The organism is Spirulina sp. 06S082, from assembly GCF_034932145.1.
Lineage (GTDB): Bacteria > Cyanobacteriota > Cyanobacteriia > Cyanobacteriales > Spirulinaceae > CCY15215.
The window spans coordinates 1-20403 of sequence record NZ_JAYGHV010000008.1 but is presented as its reverse complement, the minus strand read 5'-3'; the positions used below and the strand labels follow the sequence as shown (position 1 = coordinate 20403).

The following is a 20403-nucleotide window of genomic DNA, read 5'->3' as shown; positions in this document are numbered from 1 at the left end:
AACAAACTACCAAGAGTAAAAAATGATGAACACAGATATAAAATCATCTGTGTTCACCCGTACTTAATCTAACTGATTTTTTCGAGAATTGCTACTCAATCCCTTCAATCCGATCTTCTACCTCCTGATACAACTCCCGCAAGCGGTCTAAATTCTCCTCACTGGTTTCCCAGTAGCCGCGGCCATTGACCTCCAAGAGAGTCCCCACCATCTTGCGAAAAGAATTAGGATTCAAATTCATCAACCGCTTGCACATTTCTGGGTCATCGATGAAGGTCGTATTAACATCCTCGTAAACCCAATTATCCACCGCGTCCGCCGTCGCCGACCATCCCATCGTGTTCACCAGACGCTTAGATAACTCCCGTACCCCCTCATAACCGTGACTCAGCATCCCCTCATACCATTTCGGGTTTAGCATCTTGGTACGTGCATCTAAACGCACGGTTTCCGAGAGGGTGCGTACCTGTGCGTTAGCGGTGGTGGTGTCGGCGATGTATGCAGCCGGTTTTTTGCCATCTGTGCGAAGACTGGAGACGATTTTTGTCGGGTCTGAGTCGAAATAGTGAGATACGTCGGTTAAACTGATCTCGGAAGAATCGAGGTTTTGGAAGGTGACATCGGCGGTTTTTAAGGATGACTCGAAAATGTCCCGCTTTTCGTCCATAATACCGGGATTGTCGGAGTTGAAGGCGAAGGATTTCCGATTCAGGTACATATCCTGTAGTTCTTTCTCTTCCTCCCAACTACTATTTTCCACAGCAAGGTTAATATTGGAGGAATAAGACCCAGAAGCATTGGAGAAAATCCGCGTCGCTGCATCCCGAAGACCGATCCCCATTTCCTGCGCTTGTTCTAGGGCGTGTTTGCGAACATAATTCATCTCTAGGGGTTCCTCTGCTTCGGCGGCCATTTTCACCGCTTGATCTAAAAGTGCCATTTGGTTGATGAAGAGGTCGCGGAAGACTCCGGAACAGTTGACCACTACATCAATGCGAGGACGACCCAATTCTTCTAAGGAAATGAGTTCTAACTTATTCATGCGTCCCAAGGAGTCGGGGACGGGTTTTACTCCTACCATCCAAAGAATTTGGGCGAGGGACTCCCCATAAGTCTTAATGTTATCTGTTCCCCAGAGGACACAGGCGATGGTGTCGGGATATTGTCCCCCATTGTCGCGTTTTTGCCGTTCTAAGAGGCGATCCACGACGATTTTAGCGGATTTGACGGCGGCGAGGGTGGGGATGGATTGAGGGTCAAGGGCGTGGATGTTCTTTCCGGTGGGTAAAACGTCGGGGTTGCGGATGGGATCGCCTCCGGGTCCGGGAAGGAGGTATTCTCCTTCTAATGCCTTGAGGAGTCCTCCTAGTTCGTTATCGGCGCAAATTTGTTCTAAACAGTATTCGAGATAGGTAAACAGGGGTTTTAAATCCTCGGCGCTAACGTTAGGATAGCCGGATGCTTGCAAGGAATCGATCCAGGGGGATTTTTTGCCTAGGTTGAAGATGTTTAATTTGGAGATAAGATCGACTCGTCCTTCTTCGTTGATTTGTTCTGTAACTAAGGATGCGACGGCTTCTCGGGTTGCGAGGGTGATATCTTGTAGGAGTTCTACGTCTTTGAGGATACCCCGATCGCTATTCTGGTAAATTTCTTCCATATCTCGTTGGATACTTTCAGCGATGATGCGAGGGAGACTCTTCATTCCCTCTTCCTGGCGATCTAAACTGGAAATATTAACTAAAGTGGCGATCGCCTCTTCCGCAGAGGGAGGTTTTCCCACAACGTGCAACCCACAGGGTAACAAGCGGGACTCAATTTCCATCAACTTGCGATAGATTAAGCCCACTAAGTTATCCCGTTCTTCAATTGCATCTTCTTGTTGCAATCGTGCCTTTAAGTTATCCGCATCTTGCAATTCAACCACATCATTATCAAAGTTGAGAATGATACTTTGATCGACAATGGTTAAAGCAATTTGAATGCCGCGGCCGCTTTCCTTTAAACCCTGATAAGATCCGATCAATTCGCTGAGTTCCTTTAAACCTTTGTAAAGTCCAGCGTTTTCTGCGGGGGGAGTGAGGTAGGAAATCGTTGCAGCATAACTGCGACGCTTGGCGATCGTGGCTTCGCTGGGATTATTGGCCGCATAGTAGTAGAGGTTGGGGATAGACCCGATCAAACTATCGGGATAGCATTCCCCAGACATTCCCATCTGTTTCCCTGGCATAAATTCTAAGGAACCGTGGGTGCCAAAGTGCAGGACGGCATCCGCTTGCCAAATTTGCTCTAAATAGGTGTAATATGCGGCAAAACCGTGATGGGGAGAAGCCGATCGCGAGAATAACAAGCGCATGGGATCTCCTTCATAGCCAAAGGTAGGTTGTACGCCAATAAAGACATTACCAAACTCTTTACCGTAGATGAGGAGGTTTTGGCCGTCGGTGTTCAAATGTCCTGGAGGGGGACCCCAATTCTCCTGCAAGCGTTCATAATAGGGCGTAAGGCGTTCGTATTCCATCACCGACATCCGATGGGCGATATTTAACTCAGGACTGGCATACTGTGCTTGTGCGTCGTGGATGACTGCTTCCATTAATGCCATTGGGGTGTCGGGAAGGTCTTGGATGTCGTAACCGTTGCGCTTTAAGGCTTCCATCACTTCATAAATGGAGCCAAAAACATCTAAATAAGCGGCGGTGCCGACATTGCCCTTATCGGGTGGGAAACTAAAGACGGTGATCGCCACCTTTTTATTCATTTTCGGCTTTTTGCGAAGATTTGCCCATTTCAGCGCCCGTTGCGCGATCGCCTCGATGCGATCTTGTAAGGCGATCGCGCGTCCCGTCGTCCCATCTCGTCCCGAAACAATAATAGGTTCGATCGCCCCATCTAATTCAGGAATCGCAATTTGTAAGGCGACTTGAATCGGGTGTAATCCCAGTTCACTTTCTTCCCATTCTTCTGTAGTTTGGAATACCAACGGTAACGCCACCATATAGGGACGATTAAGGCGTTTTAATGATTCTATCGCTTTGGGGTGATCTTGGCGAGCAGGACCGCCTACAAGGGCAAATCCGGTTAAAGAGACCACCACATCAACATAGGTTGTCGGTTCAATTCCCTTGACCCGCTTATCCCAAAACAATTCATCAACGGGTTTCGAGAAGTCCAATCCTCCCGCAAATACAGGTAAAACCCGCGCCCCCATTACCTCAAGTTCCTGTACAAGTGCCACATAATGGGCATCATCTCCCGTTACGAGGTGAGTCCGTTGCAGGACAATGCCGACGCAAGGTGCAAGGGGGTCTCGTAAGTCCTCAGAAATATCATCCCGTTGGTTAAACCAGTGCCAATATTCCTGTACATCCTCAAACATTTTCGGTGCGAGGGGATGCCAGATTCCCATATCGGGATAAACTACGGGATCGTTATATTTTGCCCCTTCAACCTGTCCTGGAAATACATATTTATCGGCCAGCATCAGCAGGAAATTTTCCAAATTATCCGCCGATCCTCCCAACCAGTATTGGAAACTTAACATGAAGTGCCGTGCGTCCTGCGCCCGATCCATTGGCATATATTTCAGAACTTTCGGCAAGGTTCGCAGTAGCTTTAACATACTATCTTGGAAAGAAGACCCCGATTGTTCCTTGCGTTTCCGCATGAATTGGGCGATCGCGCTTTTACTCTGTCCTAAATTCTCCATCGAGAAACTGCCCATTTTATTGAGGCGCATCACTTGGGGCATAGAAGGGAAAACCACCGCTACATCTAGGTTATCGCGATGAGGCTTCACCGCTTCGACAACTTTATCGGCTAAATCTTCAATAAAAATCAGAGAAGCGATAAATATGTTCGCCTCCGCCACAGACCGTTTAAAATCTTCATAATTGTCGCGATCGCGCAGTTCTTCGATCAGATAACCGCTAACCTCGATCGCCATGTTAGGATTGTGTTCATTAATCGACTTCACTGCCGCCGAAAGGGTGCTTTGGTACTGTGGCTCTAAGACGACATAGACCACCTTTAACAAAGAACGATCTCTTAAATCCTTTGGTGTAATGCGGCGAATGGTGGACTTGACGTTAGTGAACATATAGGTATTCTCCTTTAAAACATTAGCACTTGGCTATCAGCTTTTGGTTTGAGTCTGGAAGTTAGCGTTAGCAGAATAACAAACAACCAATCAAAAACTGTATCTAGAGAAATTTTGCCTTGATTTGAGACAATGCGATCGGGAATTTTCATTATTTTTTACAATTTGTTGTACTTTGGGGAGAGCGATCGCTTTTATTTTCTGTAATAAAATGAGATATAAATAATATTGACTAATTAGGTAAAATGTGTATTTCCTCATAGATATGTGTGAAAGCAAGGAAGTTTAAACTTCGCAATTTGGGAGTAAAATTTCAAATCCTATTGGCGATCCCCATAGTAAACAAAAATTTCGTGAGTGCGGTCATGAGTATTAATGCAGTGAACTATTTCTTTAATTTCTACCTCAGTGTCATCGCCTTCATTGTTAATAAAGGAAATTGTTTCACCAACTTTCGGGACAACATGAACATCGTAAACTTGATTTAGCGAGTCAGAACTTCCGCCGCTAGCAAATCTGTAAATAAACCTGCAAGATATCATAGCGATCTTTAAAAGAGAGTGTGATACTATTATAGCTCTTACTTGTTCCCTTGATAAAACTCAAAAAGGTAAAGATATTCTTAGAGCAAATGAATATTGACAAGATTATGAACGGCGCAAAAGTTCCAACCAGTGATAGTTATCAAGACTATTTGATTGAATCTCTCAGTAAAAATCCTCAACTTGCTGCTGATTACATTGTGGCAACTTTAGAGGAGAAAAATCCCGAACGCGATCTACTCAAAAATGCACTTTTACAAGTTGCTGAAGCATTGGGAAAACACCAAGAAATGACTCCGCAGCAAATTCAATTACACGCTGAAAAAATTCATGGCTTGCTCACAAAAAAAGGGAATAAAGTGATTTGCGATTTTACAGAGTGGCTCGATCTTTTGGGTTTAAAACTAACTATTACTGTGGCAGAGCGATCGCAAGAGACAGAGGAAATCAAAAATCCTGAACTTATCAATACTATTGAAGAATCTCGGAAAAGCCAAAGGGAAGCAGGGAGAATTTTTCTAGAAGAAATTGATATTTCCTAACTATTTCTCCCATGAGAAAATCGCCTTTATTTTCGTAATAAAATGAGACATAAAATTTTTGACAAACAAAAAAATATATGCGCTCTAGAGTAGATTGTCTAAAAAACCTACTCTACTCACTTTAAAGTTTAACTTTTTAAATTGAATTGATTCCAAGTTTCCATAACATAGTAATTGTTTGAAGGTACAAAGCAATCTTGGCATTATCATCATTAATAATCCCACGATTTTGTGAATTAATAGATGTTACTTCTGCAAACCAAGGATCGTCAAGAGATTGTGTTATTTCATCAATAGCTTTTTGATATACGGCTAGTCTATCACCTCCAAATTCTTGGAAAGTTTCTTCAGAAACAATAAGCGAAAAAGCACCTTTTCGTTCTCCAACAATAATCGCAGGTGTAAGAAGCCTTGCAAAGTACAATAACTCAATAACCTCAATAACCCTAGTATCATGATCTTCATCCCAAATTACAGCAAAATCGAGATATGCAGCCGTATTCAGAGGACGTTGTAAGCAATCGTGCCAGACAACTGCACGAAGTACAGAATAGTGTGAACCTCGACCCAAATAACCTGTTGGTTGAACTTCATCATGAAGTGTTTTGAAAAAATCTGAATATTTGTTCATTGTGATTCCTTTCGGGAGAATAGTGATTTCCATCACAAGTGCATTAATTTCGTCAATAAACTAGCTCTTTGTTCGATAATTGTAGCATTGTTAGCAAATAGAATAGCGATCGCGCATGGTAAAATAGGGATCTACGCTTTAGGACAAACCAATGGCGCAAACAGTTAACAGAGAAACTATCATCCTAGAACGTCTGCAAAGTTTAACACCTCAACAACAACAATCGGTTTTAGATTTTATTGAGTTTTTACAGTTTAAGGAACGCGATCGCACAATTTCCGAAGAAGAAAGTGAAGAGATTTCTATGCTCTCAGCAGCACAAGAGTTTATCGGTTGTTTGGATAGCGGAGTTGGCGATTTGTCTGTGCGAAAAAAGGAACTGAAAAAAGGATATAAGGCAGTATGCAAAGAAACGTTATCTTAGATACAGGAGTATTAGTTGCAGTTTTAGATAAAAGCGATCGCTACCATACTTGGGCTGTCGAACGATGGTCAACAATTGTAAAACCCGTTTTTACTTGTGAGGCGGTTATTAGCGAGTCGTGTTTTCTTTTGCAAGGGGTTTATGGGAGTGACGATGCAATTATGGGTTTAGTCCGTTGTGGTTATGTGAAAGTGCCTTTTCATTTCAATGATGAAGTTAGCGCGATCGCAGAATTGATGCAAAAATATAAATCCGTTCCCATGTCTTTTGCAGATGCTTGTTTGGTGAGAATGAGCGAGTTAATAGCAGGAAGTAGCACCTTAACTTTAGATAGCGATTTTCGCATTTATCGAAAAAATAGAACAGAAGTGATTACTGTTATTATTCCCGATGAGTTATGATGAAAGGAAATCATCTCGCTCCCTCAGTTTAATTTTCCTTTGCTAACAAAATCGATGAACCCAGAGCTAGTCAAGTCTTTAGTGCAGGTCATCCAATCTCTCCCCTCAGATGATTATGCTTACCTCCAAAAAGAACTCATCTTGAAAAACATTCAAAAAATCGAGTTTAATGATAAATTTGGAGAGATCGAGAAGTTTTACGGATGGAAAATAATTCAGACGCGATCGATATTTTGATTTTATCCAATGGACCCGGAGAAATTACCACTTGGGTCCGTCCTGTTGTTCAAGCCTTGCGCGAAAAATTAGGAGAAAATCGAGAACAAATTAGAATCTCAGCGATTTTATCTCCTTGTCCCCATTCTACCGGAAGAGAAGTAGAAATTGCTTGCTCTTATCAGGAGATCGATCGCGTCCAATCTTCGGAACATTTTTGGCGGTTTTTGTTGTGGGGAAAAACAGCAGAAAATTGGTCTTGGCACAAAAAAGGGGTTGTTATCTTTTTAGGAGGCGATCGCATTTTCCCCGTTATTATGGGTAAGCGTTTAGGTTATCGCATTGTCGTTTATGCCGAATGGTCTACTCAGTGGGAAAGATGGGTCGATCGCTTTGGGGTGATGAAACAGGAAGTCTGCGATCGCGTCCCTCAAAAATATCAACATAAGTGCAGTGTTGTCGGAGATTTAATGATTGATATTTCTCCAATAAAAATCCAGAAAAATGACGAATTAATTGGATTAATGCCAGGATCGAAAGCAATGAAACTGACGCAGGGATTGCCTTTAATGTGTGGAATTGCAGAAAGTCTCCATCGCCTTCGCCCTCAAGTTCGCTTTGTTCTTCCCGTTGCACCCACTCTCACCTTAAAAGAACTAGCAAAGTTTGGCGATCGCGCTTTCAACCCTGTTATTGCTAAAATAGGTAATGTTGCCGCAGAGTTGGTTTTTAGGGACAATAACAAGCCCTATTTGAGAACCTCTGGGGGAGTTGAAATCGAACTTTGGCAGCCTTTTCCCGCCCATGAAATACTCTCTCAATGCAGATTGTGCGCCACAACCATAGGTGCAAACACAGCGCAATTAACCGCCCTTGGCGTGCCAATGTTAGTGTTGTTACCGACACAACAATTTGACGCAATGCGGGCATGGGATGGCATACCGGGAATATTAGCCAATTTACCTTTACTAGGAACGCCTTTTACTTATACCATTAATTGGCTGATGCGGTACTATTTTCTCAAGAATAAAAAACTTTTTGCTTGGCCGAATATTTGGGCAAAACGAGAAATTGTTCCCGAAATGATTGGAGATTTAGAGCCGGAAAAAATTGCTAAAATTATGTTTGATTGGTTAGGAAATCCAGAGCAATTAGAAGAAATGCAAGAAAGTTTGCGACAAGTGCGAGGAGAAAGCGGTGCAGCCCATAAATTAGCTGAATTAGTTTGTAAAGAAATAACCAAAACTATTGAAAATCGAGATGCGATCGCCGATAATAGAAAGAGAGAGTCGGCGTGATGGTTGCAGGCTCGGCAACGAGCGTGAGGAAAGTCCGGGCTCCCGAAAGACCAAACTTGCTGGATAATGCCCAGTGCGAGCGATCGCGAGGAAAGTGCCACAGAAAAATACCGCCTGCAAGGGTAAGGGTGCAAAGGTGCGGTAAGAGCGCACCAGCAGCATCGAGAGGTGCTGGCTCGGTAAACCCCGGTTGGGAGCAAGGTCGGAGGGTCAAGGGTTGGTCTTTTTCCCGTCCCGCATTAGGTGAACCGCTTGAGGTGTTCGGTAACGGACATCCTAGATAGATAACCATCTTAGAACAGAACCCGGCTTATGTCCGGCTCTCTCTTTTTCTGGAGTTGTGGAATTTAAGGGCTAAGAGAAAGCTGCCTTTTTTTCCTCCTTCCAGAAGGAATTATTACCAAGAAAATTGGGTTTGATGAAGTTAGACTAGAGGAGTTTTGAATTCAAATTGGAGAAGATTAAGGTATGAGTTTTTATCAAATGCTAGAAATGATACGAGAAAGACCTGGAATGTATTTAAATTTTCCTTCACTTCCATGTCTTGATTCGTTTTTAACAGGATATTTTTTGGCAAAATCAGAAATGGATATTATTCCAAGTGCAGAAGAAGTGGAGTTTGATACTTTTCAAGAATGGATACAAGAAAAGTTTAACATCGAATCAACCCAGTCTTGGGCTAAGATAATTCTTTTCTACTCAGTTAGCGAACAAGACGCTTTAGATAACTTTTTCAAATGGCTTGAAGAATTCAAAAGCAGTAGGAGAAATGATGAGTCTTAATGATTGAAAAGGGCGTTGGTGTGTGCATAATGCTGTAGAATCAAAATGTCACAAGCCAAGGCAAAGCAATGCAGTGTCCAAAGTGCCAATCGTCTCGCTTGAAAAAAAATGGTTTGCGCCGAGGCAAACAATGTCACCAGTGTAAAGATTGTGGGCATCAATTTGTTGAAAATCCTACCTCGAATGCCTATCACCCGAGCAATTATCTGATGAACCCCAAGATAATGAAATCCCTGAAATTACTGAGATTGATGAGTTACAAACGTTTGTAGGCAATAAAAAAGAGAAAATTTGGATTTGGACCGTGGTTAATCATTGGAAGCCTGGAATTATCCTGTGGGAAATTGGCGTTCGTGAAGCGTCTCCGGAGGAGAATCGCTCGAGTCAAACCTTTGAGAAGTTATGGCAAGTTATTCAGTTTTGGCATAGTTTTTGGTATGTTACTGAAAAACTCTCTGTTACTCTAAATCTCTAACGATGTTGAAGTATTCGATTCGTTTACTTGTACACTACTTGAGATTTAAAACTGTGCCAGTTCCGGCTTAAACATTACGCATTCTCCAACGCCCTTGATCTTGCTAAAGTTGCCTTGCAGCCACCACAACCTTCCCTTGAAATTTTGTCCGGAGTATTGAGCAGGAATAAGCCGCAAAAATTAATTTTCTTGTAGATTTTCTACCTATGAGGAGAATCTACCCTTAAACTATGGATAAGATTTTTGAATCTGCTCGTTTGTTTCCCAACTATGCTTTATAGTCTTACCAACCTTCCCTACTGGATTATTCTCGGTCTCGGCATTCTTCTCTTTTTAATTGCTATTAGTGCCGGTGGAGGAGATGACGAGATTGATAGTAATGATTTCTTAGATTTAGATGCCGATACGGAAGCCGATATTGAGAGTGAAATGGGTTTACCTCAATTCCTCAGTTGGTGGGGAATCGGGAAAGTCCCTCTCATTTTATTGTTGGCGACGGATCTGTGTATTTGGGGGCTAACGGGATGGATACTGAATGCGATCGCCTTCCATTTTCTCGGTTTTATTCCTGTTGTCGTTTTAGGCTGGGGAGGCATCATTTTTCTGGCTTCTTTTTGGTTGGCTTTACAAATGGGAGGTTTAATTGCTCATCCCTTGGGTAAATTATTTGTCTCTTTTGGACAAGATGTTAGCGGCGATCGCCTCATTGGTTGTCTCGGTACAGTTTCTTCTAAAACAATTCCTCGGATTACTGAAGGCAAAATCGGTCAAGTTGATGTTTCCGATGCTCATAAAAATTTAGTGACTGTTGGCGCAACAGTGCCGGAATGGGCAACCATTATTCCTCAACGCGGACAGCAAATAATTGTCATCGATCGCCGTAAAAATAGTTATCTTGTTTTAGCAAAAGATACCTCCGATGAAGATCGCTGGCTGGCAAACTTAGAATCACCGCAAGACTCACATTCTCATTAAATTGGAGGCATTATGAATCCTAAATTTTTGTTGATTTTTCTGCAAACTTTACCCGCAATTTCTTTAGAGAAATCTTTGCTAGAAAGCCCAAATCTGACTTTTGACTCTACGTTTAAACCAACCTTTAACCATAAGACTCAACCTCTCATTGCTACTCAACCTTTGCCCATGCAGTTAGGTTTAGGAGAATTAGGAGGAGGACTCCTCATTGCAACGGCGGGACTGGTTGGGATTATTATCTTTCTCATTGTTGGATTATGGGCTTATAAACTGGTTTATAATATCACGCCTAATAACGAAGCCTTTGTCAGAACCGGAGGACTTTTTGTTAAAAAGAAAACCGTAATTATTAATGGCGGTTGTGTAGTTTTACCAGGATTTCACGAACTAACTCGCGTTCCTTTACGAGAGATTTTTATTGATGTCGAACGCACGGGAGTTCTAGCTGTTCGCACCCAAGACTATTTACGGGCAAGTATGCGGGTCACTTTTTATGTTTGTATTAATGCTGATGAACAAGATGTGAGTACGGCGGCGGCGCGTTTATCAAAAAAAGGTCGGATTTCTGAAATTGATATTAAAGAAGCCCTAGAAAAACGAGCAGATGATGCTATTCGTGCTGCGGCAAAACGGAAGAGTTTAGCAGAAATTGACTCGGATAAATTGGGATTTGCTGATGAGGTTTTAAATTTGATTCAACAGGATTTGAAAAAAGTTGGTTTGACTCTCAATAATATCGCGATTTCGGAAATTGAAGAAAGCGATACTTACGATGAAAATAACTTTTTTGATGCTCAAGGAGTCAGATTAAGGACAGAGACAATTCAGCGAGCTATTCAACAAAAGAAAGAAGTTGAACTGACTACTAAAGTCACGATGGAACAACAAGAACTCGATGCTGAAAAGCAATCTTTATCTATCACTCAACAGAAAGAAGAAGCCAAACTCAATCAAGAAAAAGAAATTGCGGCTCTGCAATTAACCCAAGAGCAAGAAATTGAAGCATTAAAGGCACAACGCGCCCGAGAAATTCAAGAGGCACAGGATAAGGAATCCGCAAAAATTGAACGGAATAAGATTTTACAAGATCAAGCTGTTGAAGAGGAGAATATTCAAAAACAATTGTCGATCCAACAAAGTCAAATCAAAGCAGATATTGCTTTAGAGGAACAAAATAAGAAACTGAAAATTGCTCAAGCATTGCAACAACAAGAAGCACAAGTTGCAGAGATTACCCGAGAACAAACTGTTGATGCGTCTCGCTTGCGGGCAAAAATTGAGGTTGCATCAGCAGAACAAGAGTCTCGTTTAGCACAGCAGGAAGCGGCGATCGCGATCGCTGAGAAGGAAAAAGAACGCTTGGCGACGGAAGCGGAACGGATCCAAGCAGAGGTTGCAGTACAAACGGCGAAACAGGTTGAGGAAGCGGAACGCGATCGCCGTCTTTCAGTTATTGATGCGGAAAAAGAAGCACAACAACGACAAATTTCTGATAATAATGTAGTGGAAATTGAAGTTTTCCGCCGTCGTCGTCAAGCGGAAATTGCTCGTCAAGCGACGGAATTGGAAGCGGAATCGATTCGCACTCTTGCGGAAGCTAACAAGTATAAGGACTTATCGGAAGCGGAAGGTAAAAAGGCGCTGATTGAGGCAGAAAATGCCCTCAGCAATGCCAATCGCACGGCGGAGGTGATAAAACTCATTTTTCCCGAAATCGCCGACCAATTGCCGGAATTGGCAAAGGCACTTGCTCCACAACCCGGAGTTTTGGGGGATACGCGCATCTATGCGTTTCCGGGGGCAAATGGCAATGGTAAGGGGGATATAGGTGATATTAACAAGCTGTTGCTGTCTACAAGTGGACTTTCGCTGATTAATTCTTTACTCGATGAGGGTAAATTAGGAAGTTTAATTTCTCAAGTTAAAGAGTTACTCAAATCTAATGAGGGTTTGGTGACCAAATCTAATGAGGGTTTGGCCACCAAATCTAATGAGGGTTTGGTGACCAAACCCCTACCTGGGGAAGAATCTTCCGGTCAGTCAACAACATCTGCTGTAGTTAAATCTCAGGATGTTTAAAGTAGGGGTTTGGTCTCCAAACCCTTTTTCCAACCACATCGTAGGGGTTTGGTCTCCAAACCCTTTTTCCAACCACAAAAGTATCATTCATGGGAGAAAAGGGAATGCAAATTAGTAAAACTCAATTATCTGGTTGGTTTAAAAAATTATCCAAAGCCTTAACTGCAAGTTTACTGGTATTACTTTTAACCCCAATAGTTGAAGCCAGCGATCGCTATCCCACTGAGAGAGAAATGCAGCAATTGCGTTCCGAACTCTCTCGCAAAATTCAAGAACTGCGATCGGGAGAATTCAGTAATTACTTGGACGATTACCGAACAGAAGAAGAGAAACAACAACATCAATTATTAGTCAATGCTTGGTCAAAAGTCAATCCTTCTATTGCTCCTTTTTTGGGAATGTGGTCAGGATACGAACAAAGTCTAGCCATTTATCCTTCCTCAATTCAAGGTCAAGTTTGTATCATTGAAATCAGTGAAGTGGGTTTTAGTCATTTAGCAACGGGAATAGTTGTCAATAATGAGGAAATTCGCACCAGCGATCGCCGATTTATCCTTCGCAACGGCACTTATTTAGGGTCTATCGGAGTCTACGGCGATCGCGCTTTTCTCGAAGGAGAGATTCCTTGGAAGACACCCTATCCTCTTTTTGTTCCCAGTCCTTCAACCTTGAGAAATGAGGAGGTAGAATCTGAAGAACAAATCAAACAAGCATTGCAACAATTTGAGGAAGCACATTGCAGCGCTTCATTACCCATTAGGCGATCGTAGGACTTATCCTAATGGTTGCTTCAATAATAAGTTAATTTTACCTTATTTTTCATAGATTTCGTAACCTCATTTCGAGAGCTTGTTCGCTCAACATCATAGTTAATCGTTCTTGATAGAGACTCATAATATCTTGAACTGAAATCTCTTTCACTTCAATTGAATTGACTACTTTAATTGCTCTTGTTTGCTTTTGAGTAATAATCCAAACCTGTTTATGATGATTATAAAACTCCTCAGTTGCTATCCCAGATATTTCGATGATTCCTTGTTTTAAGCGGTTGCAGTAATTGTTTATTTGTTCACTTTTATTTTGTTCAATATTTCCTCGATCTAAAGTACAATCATAAATGACTGCTAAATTGCCAATTTTAAAGAAGCCATCCGCTTTCCCCGCTTGTCGTTCATTCAAGAAATTATAGGTAAGAGTTATACCTAATAGTTTCAAAAGATAATAGGTGTCGCGCTCAAATTCTTTCCAGTTTGTTGTCGATGACAAGCTGGTAAAAAAAGCAGGAGCTAAATTAGAATTTGATGATGATTCTATATTGCTATTCTTATTATTTTGAGGAACAGAGTCTTCTTGAGTTGCTGGAGGCTCAGTTTCGTTTAAGGAGAAATGAATAAAATTATGTAATATCCTCTCAAACTCCAGCATTTCATCTTCAAAAATACGAATCTTTTCACCGACAAATTTATCTCCAACTTTTTTTCGCTGGGCTATGACAATATACTTCGAGCCATTTTTTGCTTCTTTAGCCTCAAAGAAATAATGATGCGATCTAGTAGAATATCTCTGTTTAAGAAAGAGTTTTCTTTCTTCTTGAGAATACCATTTTTCTTGTTCTGTCATAATTGTTTGTTTTGATAGTGGGTGTAATATTTATGTAAAATCGAACCAGAGAGAATGCCAATCATTTTTCTACTTTCATTTCTGCTTTAAAACGCTTAAATCTCTCTTGCCAAGTTCCAGTTTTTCTAATAAAGTCTTCAATTTCTGTATCATCAAAAATTTGTCGGGTAAGGTCTAAATATTCTGTTCTTTCCTTGTCGGTTAATGTTTCATTTTGGTTAAGACTACCAACAGCAACATGAGGATCGCCACCGGAATCTAAATGTCTTTGTTTTGCTAAATTGCCTAATTCTATTAATCGACTGATTTTTTCTTGTTTAAGTATTTTGTTAGTTTCTGTCATTGTTTTGAACCCATTCTGTCTCTACTATACTTCAACTTGGCCATTATTTAGCAAATTGTTAACAGATTGATTATATCTGCTCAGGACTACTCCGAGTTGATCGATACAATAATTTTACAACAACATTGAGGAGATTAAGTCATATTTTGTACCCGTGCCGTCAATCGTTGTAAACGCGCGATCGCCTCTAATAATAATTGTTTGGTAACTTCGACATCTTTCGCCAAAGCTGCCTCAAAATTCTCCGCTTTCACCACCAAAACCCGATTTTGTTTAGCTGTGGTAATCACATTAGCCGATCGCACTTGACGAGTTAAAATCCCCATTTCCCCGATCGCCGTTCCCGAGGAAATTGTATTAATGGTGACTTCCTTATCTCCTTGAAAGACAGTTGCATCGGCAGTTCCTTCAATTAATAAAAAGAGTTCATCGGCAGGATCTCCTTGCTGACATAAGCATACTCCTTGGGGATAGAGGCGAATTTCCGACTCTCGTGCTAATTCGATCGATGCTTCGGGTTTAACTGCTTGGAAAAGTTCAATTTCTAGGAGTAAGAACAACTTTTCTAAGGTTCCCAAGGTACGATCGAGACTGCCAGACTGTGCCAGTTGTTTTTCCCACCGCACTGCGATCGCCGGTTCCTCTGCACGACTAAAGCGAATGATTTCTTCCCCTTCTAAGCGGTAATTTCCCTGTTGTAGCAAGCGATTGCCAATTCTTACCCCATAAGCACTGCCAGAAGGTGCCAGAGTTGCACCTTTATCATCTAGGTAAAAGAGAGCGTGCTGTTTGGAAACTTTAGGATCGTTGATAACAATATCATTGCTAGGGCTGCGTCCGACGCGAATTAAATGTTTTTGTATGACTTCCTCGCGAGTTTCTCCCTTAACAGTAACCCGCGCAACCAAGGTGGGGGTTTTCGGCATTTGTTCCCGCATTTTTCCTGAAATACTTTCAGCCGTTTCTCGAACTAAATCATCTAACAAAACCGAAGAATTCAAGAATTGTTCTGCTTGTTGTTTGCCTTGTTGAGGATCGAGTTTATCGATCGCATACAGTGCAGTTGCTTGTAAAAGGGGTTCTAATTCTTGCAGAAGTTCTTCAATAACGGCGATCGCGCTGGGTAAGGTTTCCTCTTCTTCTACAAGTTGCGGGGATTGCAAAATCTCTAATATTTCATCATCAAGACGTTCCGACCAAGGGAAGTTATTTTGAGGATTGTTTAAGCTATTTTCTCGCATTTCCAAGGTAATCAATTTAGCAACTGATGCGGCAATATTTTTCGCTTCTGTTGCATCTCCCAAAACCTCTAAAATGGAGAGTAATTTTCGCAAGACGATCTGTTGTTTATTTTGAATGCCCAGCGATCGCAAAAGGGTAAACTCTGGTGCGTTGGGATTGGGAATATTTTCTCGCAAAGCGCGATCGCGTCGGTTTAAATTGTGTAATAAGTCTAATAACGCCTCTGCTTTTTTGGCAACGGCACTACCGGGATCTGCTAATCTTTCTAAAAGTTCTTCTTCTTCTTCGATGGTAATACCATATTCTTGTTTCAACATTTGAATTTGTTGATTGCGACGGTCGATCGCTTCCGATAGAGGAATCCCCATCTCTAACAAATCTAACAGTTGCAATTCTAAGGCTTCCTGATAACTATCTAAACGCAGTTTTGTTTCCTGGCTTTTACTCTTATTGGGGTCAAGGAGGTCTGGATTTTCTAAGCCCAACTCAGTTAATAAATTGTAATGCTCTTCATCTTTAACTCCTAATTCTAAGCGCAATCGTTCCAGCCGTTCAAAACTGTTTGCAGGTTGTACATTTCCTTGCTCCAATGAATCTCGTAAAACTCCTTTGTATACTTGTAAGCTCGAGTCTTTACTAAAATTCGGTAAGATTTTCGCTAAAACATAGACCTCATCGGGTTTTAATTCGGTCATGGAACGACCTTCCAAGAATTTAGAAAAGTCAATATTAAGTTTGCTCAATTGACGGCGTAAACTATTCGCTAAACTTTCTCGCGAATAGTTTTCAGAACTACGATTTAAGGTTCGATACATCCACAGGGTACTCACCGTCGCGATTAAACCATTAAACATTAATTCTACCCATGTTGGAAAGGCTTTGAGAAGGGGACGACCGCCAAAAATGAAGTAAATATTGACAACAGCAAAAGTAGAAACAGTAAAGATTTGATGTTGAACTTGTTCTTGCGTCAACGGTTTACCAATACTGCGACGATAACCTTTATAAAAGCGCTCGACTTTGCTTAATAAGAAATAACTTAAGGCGACAAATACAGCAATTGTTAAGGGAACGGCAACCAATTTGGGAATGAGAATGGCTTGGCCAAAGAAATAAAATCCGGGGTCGAAAACGGTTTGTAATTGATTTTCTTCATGATTGGTAACTCCGGAGTAAAAATAGTCGAATGTCCCAGAATAGAAGAAATAGTAAAGATAAAATCCCAGGACTAACCCTAAATAACCGTAATGAATGAAACGGCGACCGGGTTTTTGAAAAATATCCCAGTAATTGCGTTCGGCATCAATATCAATGCAAGGAGATTGACAACCCACGCAAGCATTTTTTTCCTGCCCGTTTTGATCGATAGTTCTACAAGTTGATTGGGTGATTTTTTGGCGATCGCCTTGATGTGCTTCACTGCCAAATAAAGCCCTAGGACCTGTGAGAATCATTTCAACAGGAGCCATGGGACAAAAATATTGACACCAACTTTTCCCCGAATAAAAATATCCCACTGCGATCGCGCTGAGAATCGTAAAAATCAAAAATATTCCCAATAAGAGCCGATGGGAATTAACAAATAAAATCCGAATACACAGACCTGCACATAACAAACCAAATTGCAAATATAAATGGTTTTTTGCCAGCCAAGATTCTTTGCGAACTTTTGCAAATTCATAGCGGATAGCTTGAGTTTTAGGATTCACTTTTTTGCGTTGTCTTTGTTTTCCTAAAGCACGAGAAATTTGCGACATAAAGGCCAAAGGACAAATTCTCCGCCATGTTTCGTGACCGAGAAAGAGCAAGACTAAAATTGCTGCGGGAATGACCATTCCCCAAAAGATTTTTGCCCCTAAAGGATAAGATTGTTCCGGTAAGCATTTTCCGCGAACGGTGACTAATTCTTGGCATCTTTCCGCATCAAATAGTTGAGGATTGAGGTGAAAAATACTCCATGTATTTTCCGGCTGAGTTAAATAAGCAGAAAACGGATCGTAAAATAAAGAAACAATTAAAATTAGCCAGCCAAGAGTGAGTAGCCAGCGCACGAGGTGCATTTGTTTTTCGGGGACGCGATAAAACATAGAAAATTCAAAATAGAGGGATTTAGAGATATTATCTTTAAATTAAGACAAATTCTAAAGGATAGACAGCAATTGCAAGAATAAAGTTTACATAACTTAAAAGCCGATTATCCCTCCAGCAAAATTTAACGTTAAAAGTTTTTACCGATTTTCAAGATCGTGCGGGTTGTAAAGGATGAGTAATGAGTGATGAATGATAAACTGAACCCTACACTTCTTATCTCAGTCCTGATCCAATGACCGCATCCTCAAAAACTCAACCTCGATGGTTGCAATTTCTGACTTATCCCTCTCTATCGCGTCAGTTAATGCTTGTCGGTTTAGTTATTACCGCTTTCTTCCTCATTATTGCTATCTTTACTCCAGCATTTCAAGCATGGGGATGGTTGCAAGACCCCACGGCATCATTAATTAATCCCATTCACGAGCCTCCTAGTGGTAAACATTGGTTTGGCACGGGTCGCCAAGGATATGATATTTTTTCCAGGACTTTATTTGGCTCTCGCGTGGCATTGCAAGTGGTCATTTTAGCGACTTCTCTTTCTTTAATTGTCGGCGTTCCTTTGGGATTAATTAGCGGCTATTTGGGCGGAAAAATGGATCGCGCTTTATTGTTTTTGATGGATACGATTTATACTTTACCAGGATTACTTCTTTCCGTTACCTTGGCATTTGTAGTGGGAAGGGGAGTCGGAAATGCCGCGATCGCCCTCAGTATTTCCTATATCCCGCAGTATTATCGAGTGGTGAGGAATCATACGACGAGTGTTAAAACCGAACTCTTTATCGAAGCAGCTCGGGCGATGGGAGCAACCCCAACAAGAGTACTATCTCGTTATTTATTTCTTAATGTGATCCAGAGCGTTCCCGTTCTCTTTACCCTCAATGCCGCCGATGCTATTTTAATTTTAGGAGGTTTGGGATTTTTGGGGCTGGGATTACCTTTAGATACCCCTGAATGGGGACACGATCTCAAATTAGCCTTAGATTCCTTACCCACGGGAATTTGGTGGACGGCTTTATTTCCGGGTTTAGCCATGACATTCATGGTGACAGGACTTTCCCTGATGGGAGAAGGGTTGAGCGAAATTTTTAATCCAGAGATGGAACGATAGTAAGTCAGTCACCAGCTATCGGGTTGAGGGTATAAATGATTGTTGATTAAGAAGATTTCTACAAAACTATACGGATATCCCCTTAAAGCTCCTGCATTGAGTACAATAAGCAGACTGACATCCAGCTAGAGAACTTCTCTATCGTCCGGTTTGAACCCTGATGCGGGAGAAAACTGGGAAGGGATTCATAAGTCGGTCTGTGCTAACGTTTGCCCGTCAGGGTAGAATACTTATTCGCAGCAAGGATTGAATCATGCCTCTTTCCCAAGGAGTTCGGAATCATATTTTAGCGAATCCGTCTGCCGGAGCGCACCTGCTATCCCATCGCCCATCATCATTGTCATCTACTGTGTCTAATTTGCCGCCCTGTGCCGACAACAGCACTGAAATGAACAACAACACTCAAACCCCTTCCGTCGAAGCTCCTGTCGAAACACTAGATGTTGCTTCTACCCGAAGTCCCCGCAAACAACCCATTCCCCCTCCCAGCGAACCGAGACAATATCGAGCGATCGGCTTGGTTCGCGGCAGGTATCAGCCCGTTGACGAACAGTTAACCCGAGGTATTCTTTTGGGGGAAGACGGTACGGAAATTGATGCCGTTTTGCTTGGACGTACTATCAGCTTGATTAAAAATCATCTGAATTTAGAAGAATCTCATCTTTGGGTCGTTTATCCTCGCACGCGCCAAAATGATGATGCTCTCCACGTCCAAATTACGGGGGTTTGGGAACCAGAATTGCTGCATCCTAATGGCTTGGAAACTGATGAAGATAAAGCTGATGAGGACAAGACTGATACTGACAATACCCGCGATGCGATCGATGGTTTTGCGCCTTTAGAAGATGGTTATTTTTCAGTTCGAGGGGAAGCGATTTTTTATTCCCAAGAGGAAGAAAGTATTATCATTAAGATTAATCAAATTCCTCGCAAAGACTCAGAAAAAAAACAATATTTTAAGCTACATCTCAAAGGAATGTTAGCGGGAGGAAGAGTATTGGGGCATTTTTGGGATATTCATGTCCTGCGCCAAGGAACGAATTTAACTATTCGGGAAGCCCACGATCTCGGCGAAATTTTCAAAAAGAGGAAAAAACACTTTACTAAAGGCAAACCTTACCAAAAGTTTTCCGATAAGCCCAGAAATGAAGCACCGAGAAAGGTAAAGTCGGATTTGCCTAAACCAATTAAGAAATCTGATTAATCTAGGACAATAAACTATATAAGTCAAGGAAATGGGCAAAATATTTGCTCATTTCATTTCTTTTTTGCTTAACGAAGTTTTAGGGTGTTAGTTTCCAGCAAATCGAAATAATGCAGCCATACCTCATACCTTTGGATATTAATGAACTACCCCACCGTGTAGACGGGTGGGGTTTCAGTAACCCCAACATCGTCTGTACAGCGAGAGTTTAATCGCTTCTTACTTGGTTGGATAAGCTGAGGAAACCTCACCCGTCCCCCAAGCGCTTCTTACTTGGTTGGATAAGCTGAGGAAACCTCACCCGTCCCCCAAGCGCTTCTTCTGCCC

16 protein-coding genes, 1 other RNA gene and 1 pseudogene are annotated in these 20403 nt (G+C 41.7%); 12 read left to right on the top strand and 6 right to left on the bottom strand.

The genetic code is table 11. The features are described from left to right. Positions 1-91: 91 nt before the first annotated feature. Together VB714_RS01690 and VB714_RS01685 are read right to left on the bottom strand one after the other, a co-directional pair. Complete coding sequence (locus VB714_RS01690) at positions 92-4099, bottom strand: magnesium chelatase subunit H (protein WP_323220530.1); 4008 nt, start codon at positions 4097-4099, stop codon at positions 92-94. 14 nt (positions 4100-4113) lie between these two features. Continuing rightward, positions 4114-4251: a hypothetical protein gene (locus tag VB714_RS01685; RefSeq protein WP_323220528.1), complete on the bottom strand. Its 138-nt coding sequence runs from the start codon at positions 4249-4251 to the stop codon at positions 4114-4116. Positions 4252-4748: 497 nt separating this feature from the next. On the opposite strand from VB714_RS01685, the gene VB714_RS01680 reads away from it, so the two are divergent. Beyond that, positions 4749-5183 (top strand): hypothetical protein, encoded by a 435-nt coding sequence (locus VB714_RS01680; protein WP_323220526.1) that lies wholly within the window; start codon positions 4749-4751, stop codon positions 5181-5183. A 136-nt stretch (positions 5184-5319) separates the two neighbouring features. Here VB714_RS01680 and VB714_RS01675 read toward each other — a convergent pair whose 3' ends face one another. Then, positions 5320-5847, bottom strand: a complete 528-nt coding sequence (locus VB714_RS01675; RefSeq protein ID WP_323220524.1) for a hypothetical protein — start codon at positions 5845-5847, stop codon at positions 5320-5322. Positions 5848-5965: 118 nt separating this feature from the next. On the opposite strand from VB714_RS01675, the gene VB714_RS01670 reads away from it, so the two are divergent. The 9 genes and pseudogenes from VB714_RS01670 (at position 5966) to VB714_RS01630 (ending at position 13235) form a co-directional block, all read left to right on the top strand. Continuing rightward, entirely contained in the window at positions 5966-6238 is a 273-nt protein-coding gene (locus VB714_RS01670; protein WP_323220522.1) for a hypothetical protein, read from the top strand. Beyond that, complete coding sequence (locus tag VB714_RS01665; RefSeq protein ID WP_323220520.1) at positions 6217-6639, top strand: type II toxin-antitoxin system VapC family toxin; 423 nt, start codon at positions 6217-6219, stop codon at positions 6637-6639. Before VB714_RS01670 ends, VB714_RS01665 begins: the two co-directional genes overlap by 22 nt. Before the next feature lie 203 nt (positions 6640-6842). Then, entirely contained in the window at positions 6843-8153 is a 1311-nt protein-coding gene (locus VB714_RS01660) for a lipid-A-disaccharide synthase (RefSeq protein WP_323220518.1), read from the top strand. Further along, positions 8140-8482, top strand: an RNA gene (rnpB, locus tag VB714_RS01655) — RNase P RNA component class A. Before VB714_RS01660 ends, rnpB begins: the two co-directional genes overlap by 14 nt. Positions 8483-8621: 139 nt before the next feature. Further along, positions 8622-8936, top strand: coding sequence for a hypothetical protein (locus VB714_RS01650; RefSeq protein WP_323220516.1), 315 nt, complete (start codon positions 8622-8624; stop codon positions 8934-8936). Between the two features lie 68 nt (positions 8937-9004). After that, positions 9005-9482, top strand: a pseudogene (locus VB714_RS01645) (transposase-like zinc-binding domain-containing protein). A 199-nt stretch (positions 9483-9681) separates the two neighbouring features. Next, positions 9682-10386: a DUF1449 domain-containing protein gene (locus tag VB714_RS01640; protein WP_323220514.1), complete on the top strand. Its 705-nt coding sequence runs from the start codon at positions 9682-9684 to the stop codon at positions 10384-10386. A 12-nt stretch (positions 10387-10398) separates the two neighbouring features. Further along, complete coding sequence (locus VB714_RS01635) at positions 10399-12465, top strand: flotillin family protein (protein WP_323220512.1); 2067 nt, start codon at positions 10399-10401, stop codon at positions 12463-12465. 104 nt (positions 12466-12569) lie between these two features. Beyond that, positions 12570-13235, top strand: coding sequence for a hypothetical protein (locus tag VB714_RS01630; protein ID WP_323220510.1), 666 nt, complete (start codon positions 12570-12572; stop codon positions 13233-13235). Positions 13236-13284: 49 nt separating this feature from the next. Here VB714_RS01630 and VB714_RS01625 read toward each other — a convergent pair whose 3' ends face one another. The 3 genes from VB714_RS01625 to VB714_RS01615 form a co-directional block, all read right to left on the bottom strand. Continuing rightward, positions 13285-14085, bottom strand: coding sequence for a hypothetical protein (locus tag VB714_RS01625; protein WP_323220508.1), 801 nt, complete (start codon positions 14083-14085; stop codon positions 13285-13287). 61 nt (positions 14086-14146) lie between these two features. Beyond that, positions 14147-14428, bottom strand: a complete 282-nt coding sequence (locus tag VB714_RS01620; RefSeq protein ID WP_323220506.1) for a hypothetical protein — start codon at positions 14426-14428, stop codon at positions 14147-14149. Positions 14429-14562: 134 nt separating this feature from the next. Beyond that, positions 14563-17757, bottom strand: a complete 3195-nt coding sequence (locus VB714_RS01615; protein ID WP_323220504.1) for a cyclic nucleotide-binding domain-containing protein — start codon at positions 17755-17757, stop codon at positions 14563-14565. A 236-nt stretch (positions 17758-17993) separates the two neighbouring features. Between VB714_RS01615 and VB714_RS01610 the strand changes: the two genes are divergently transcribed. Then, the gene (locus tag VB714_RS01610; RefSeq protein WP_323220502.1) at positions 17994-18872 is read left to right on the top strand and encodes an ABC transporter permease; all 879 of its coding nucleotides are present in this window, start codon (positions 17994-17996) and stop codon (positions 18870-18872) included. A gap of 253 nt (positions 18873-19125) precedes the next feature. Further along, the gene (locus VB714_RS01605) at positions 19126-20076 is read left to right on the top strand and encodes a hypothetical protein (protein ID WP_323220500.1); all 951 of its coding nucleotides are present in this window, start codon (positions 19126-19128) and stop codon (positions 20074-20076) included. Positions 20077-20403 lie beyond the last annotated feature (327 nt).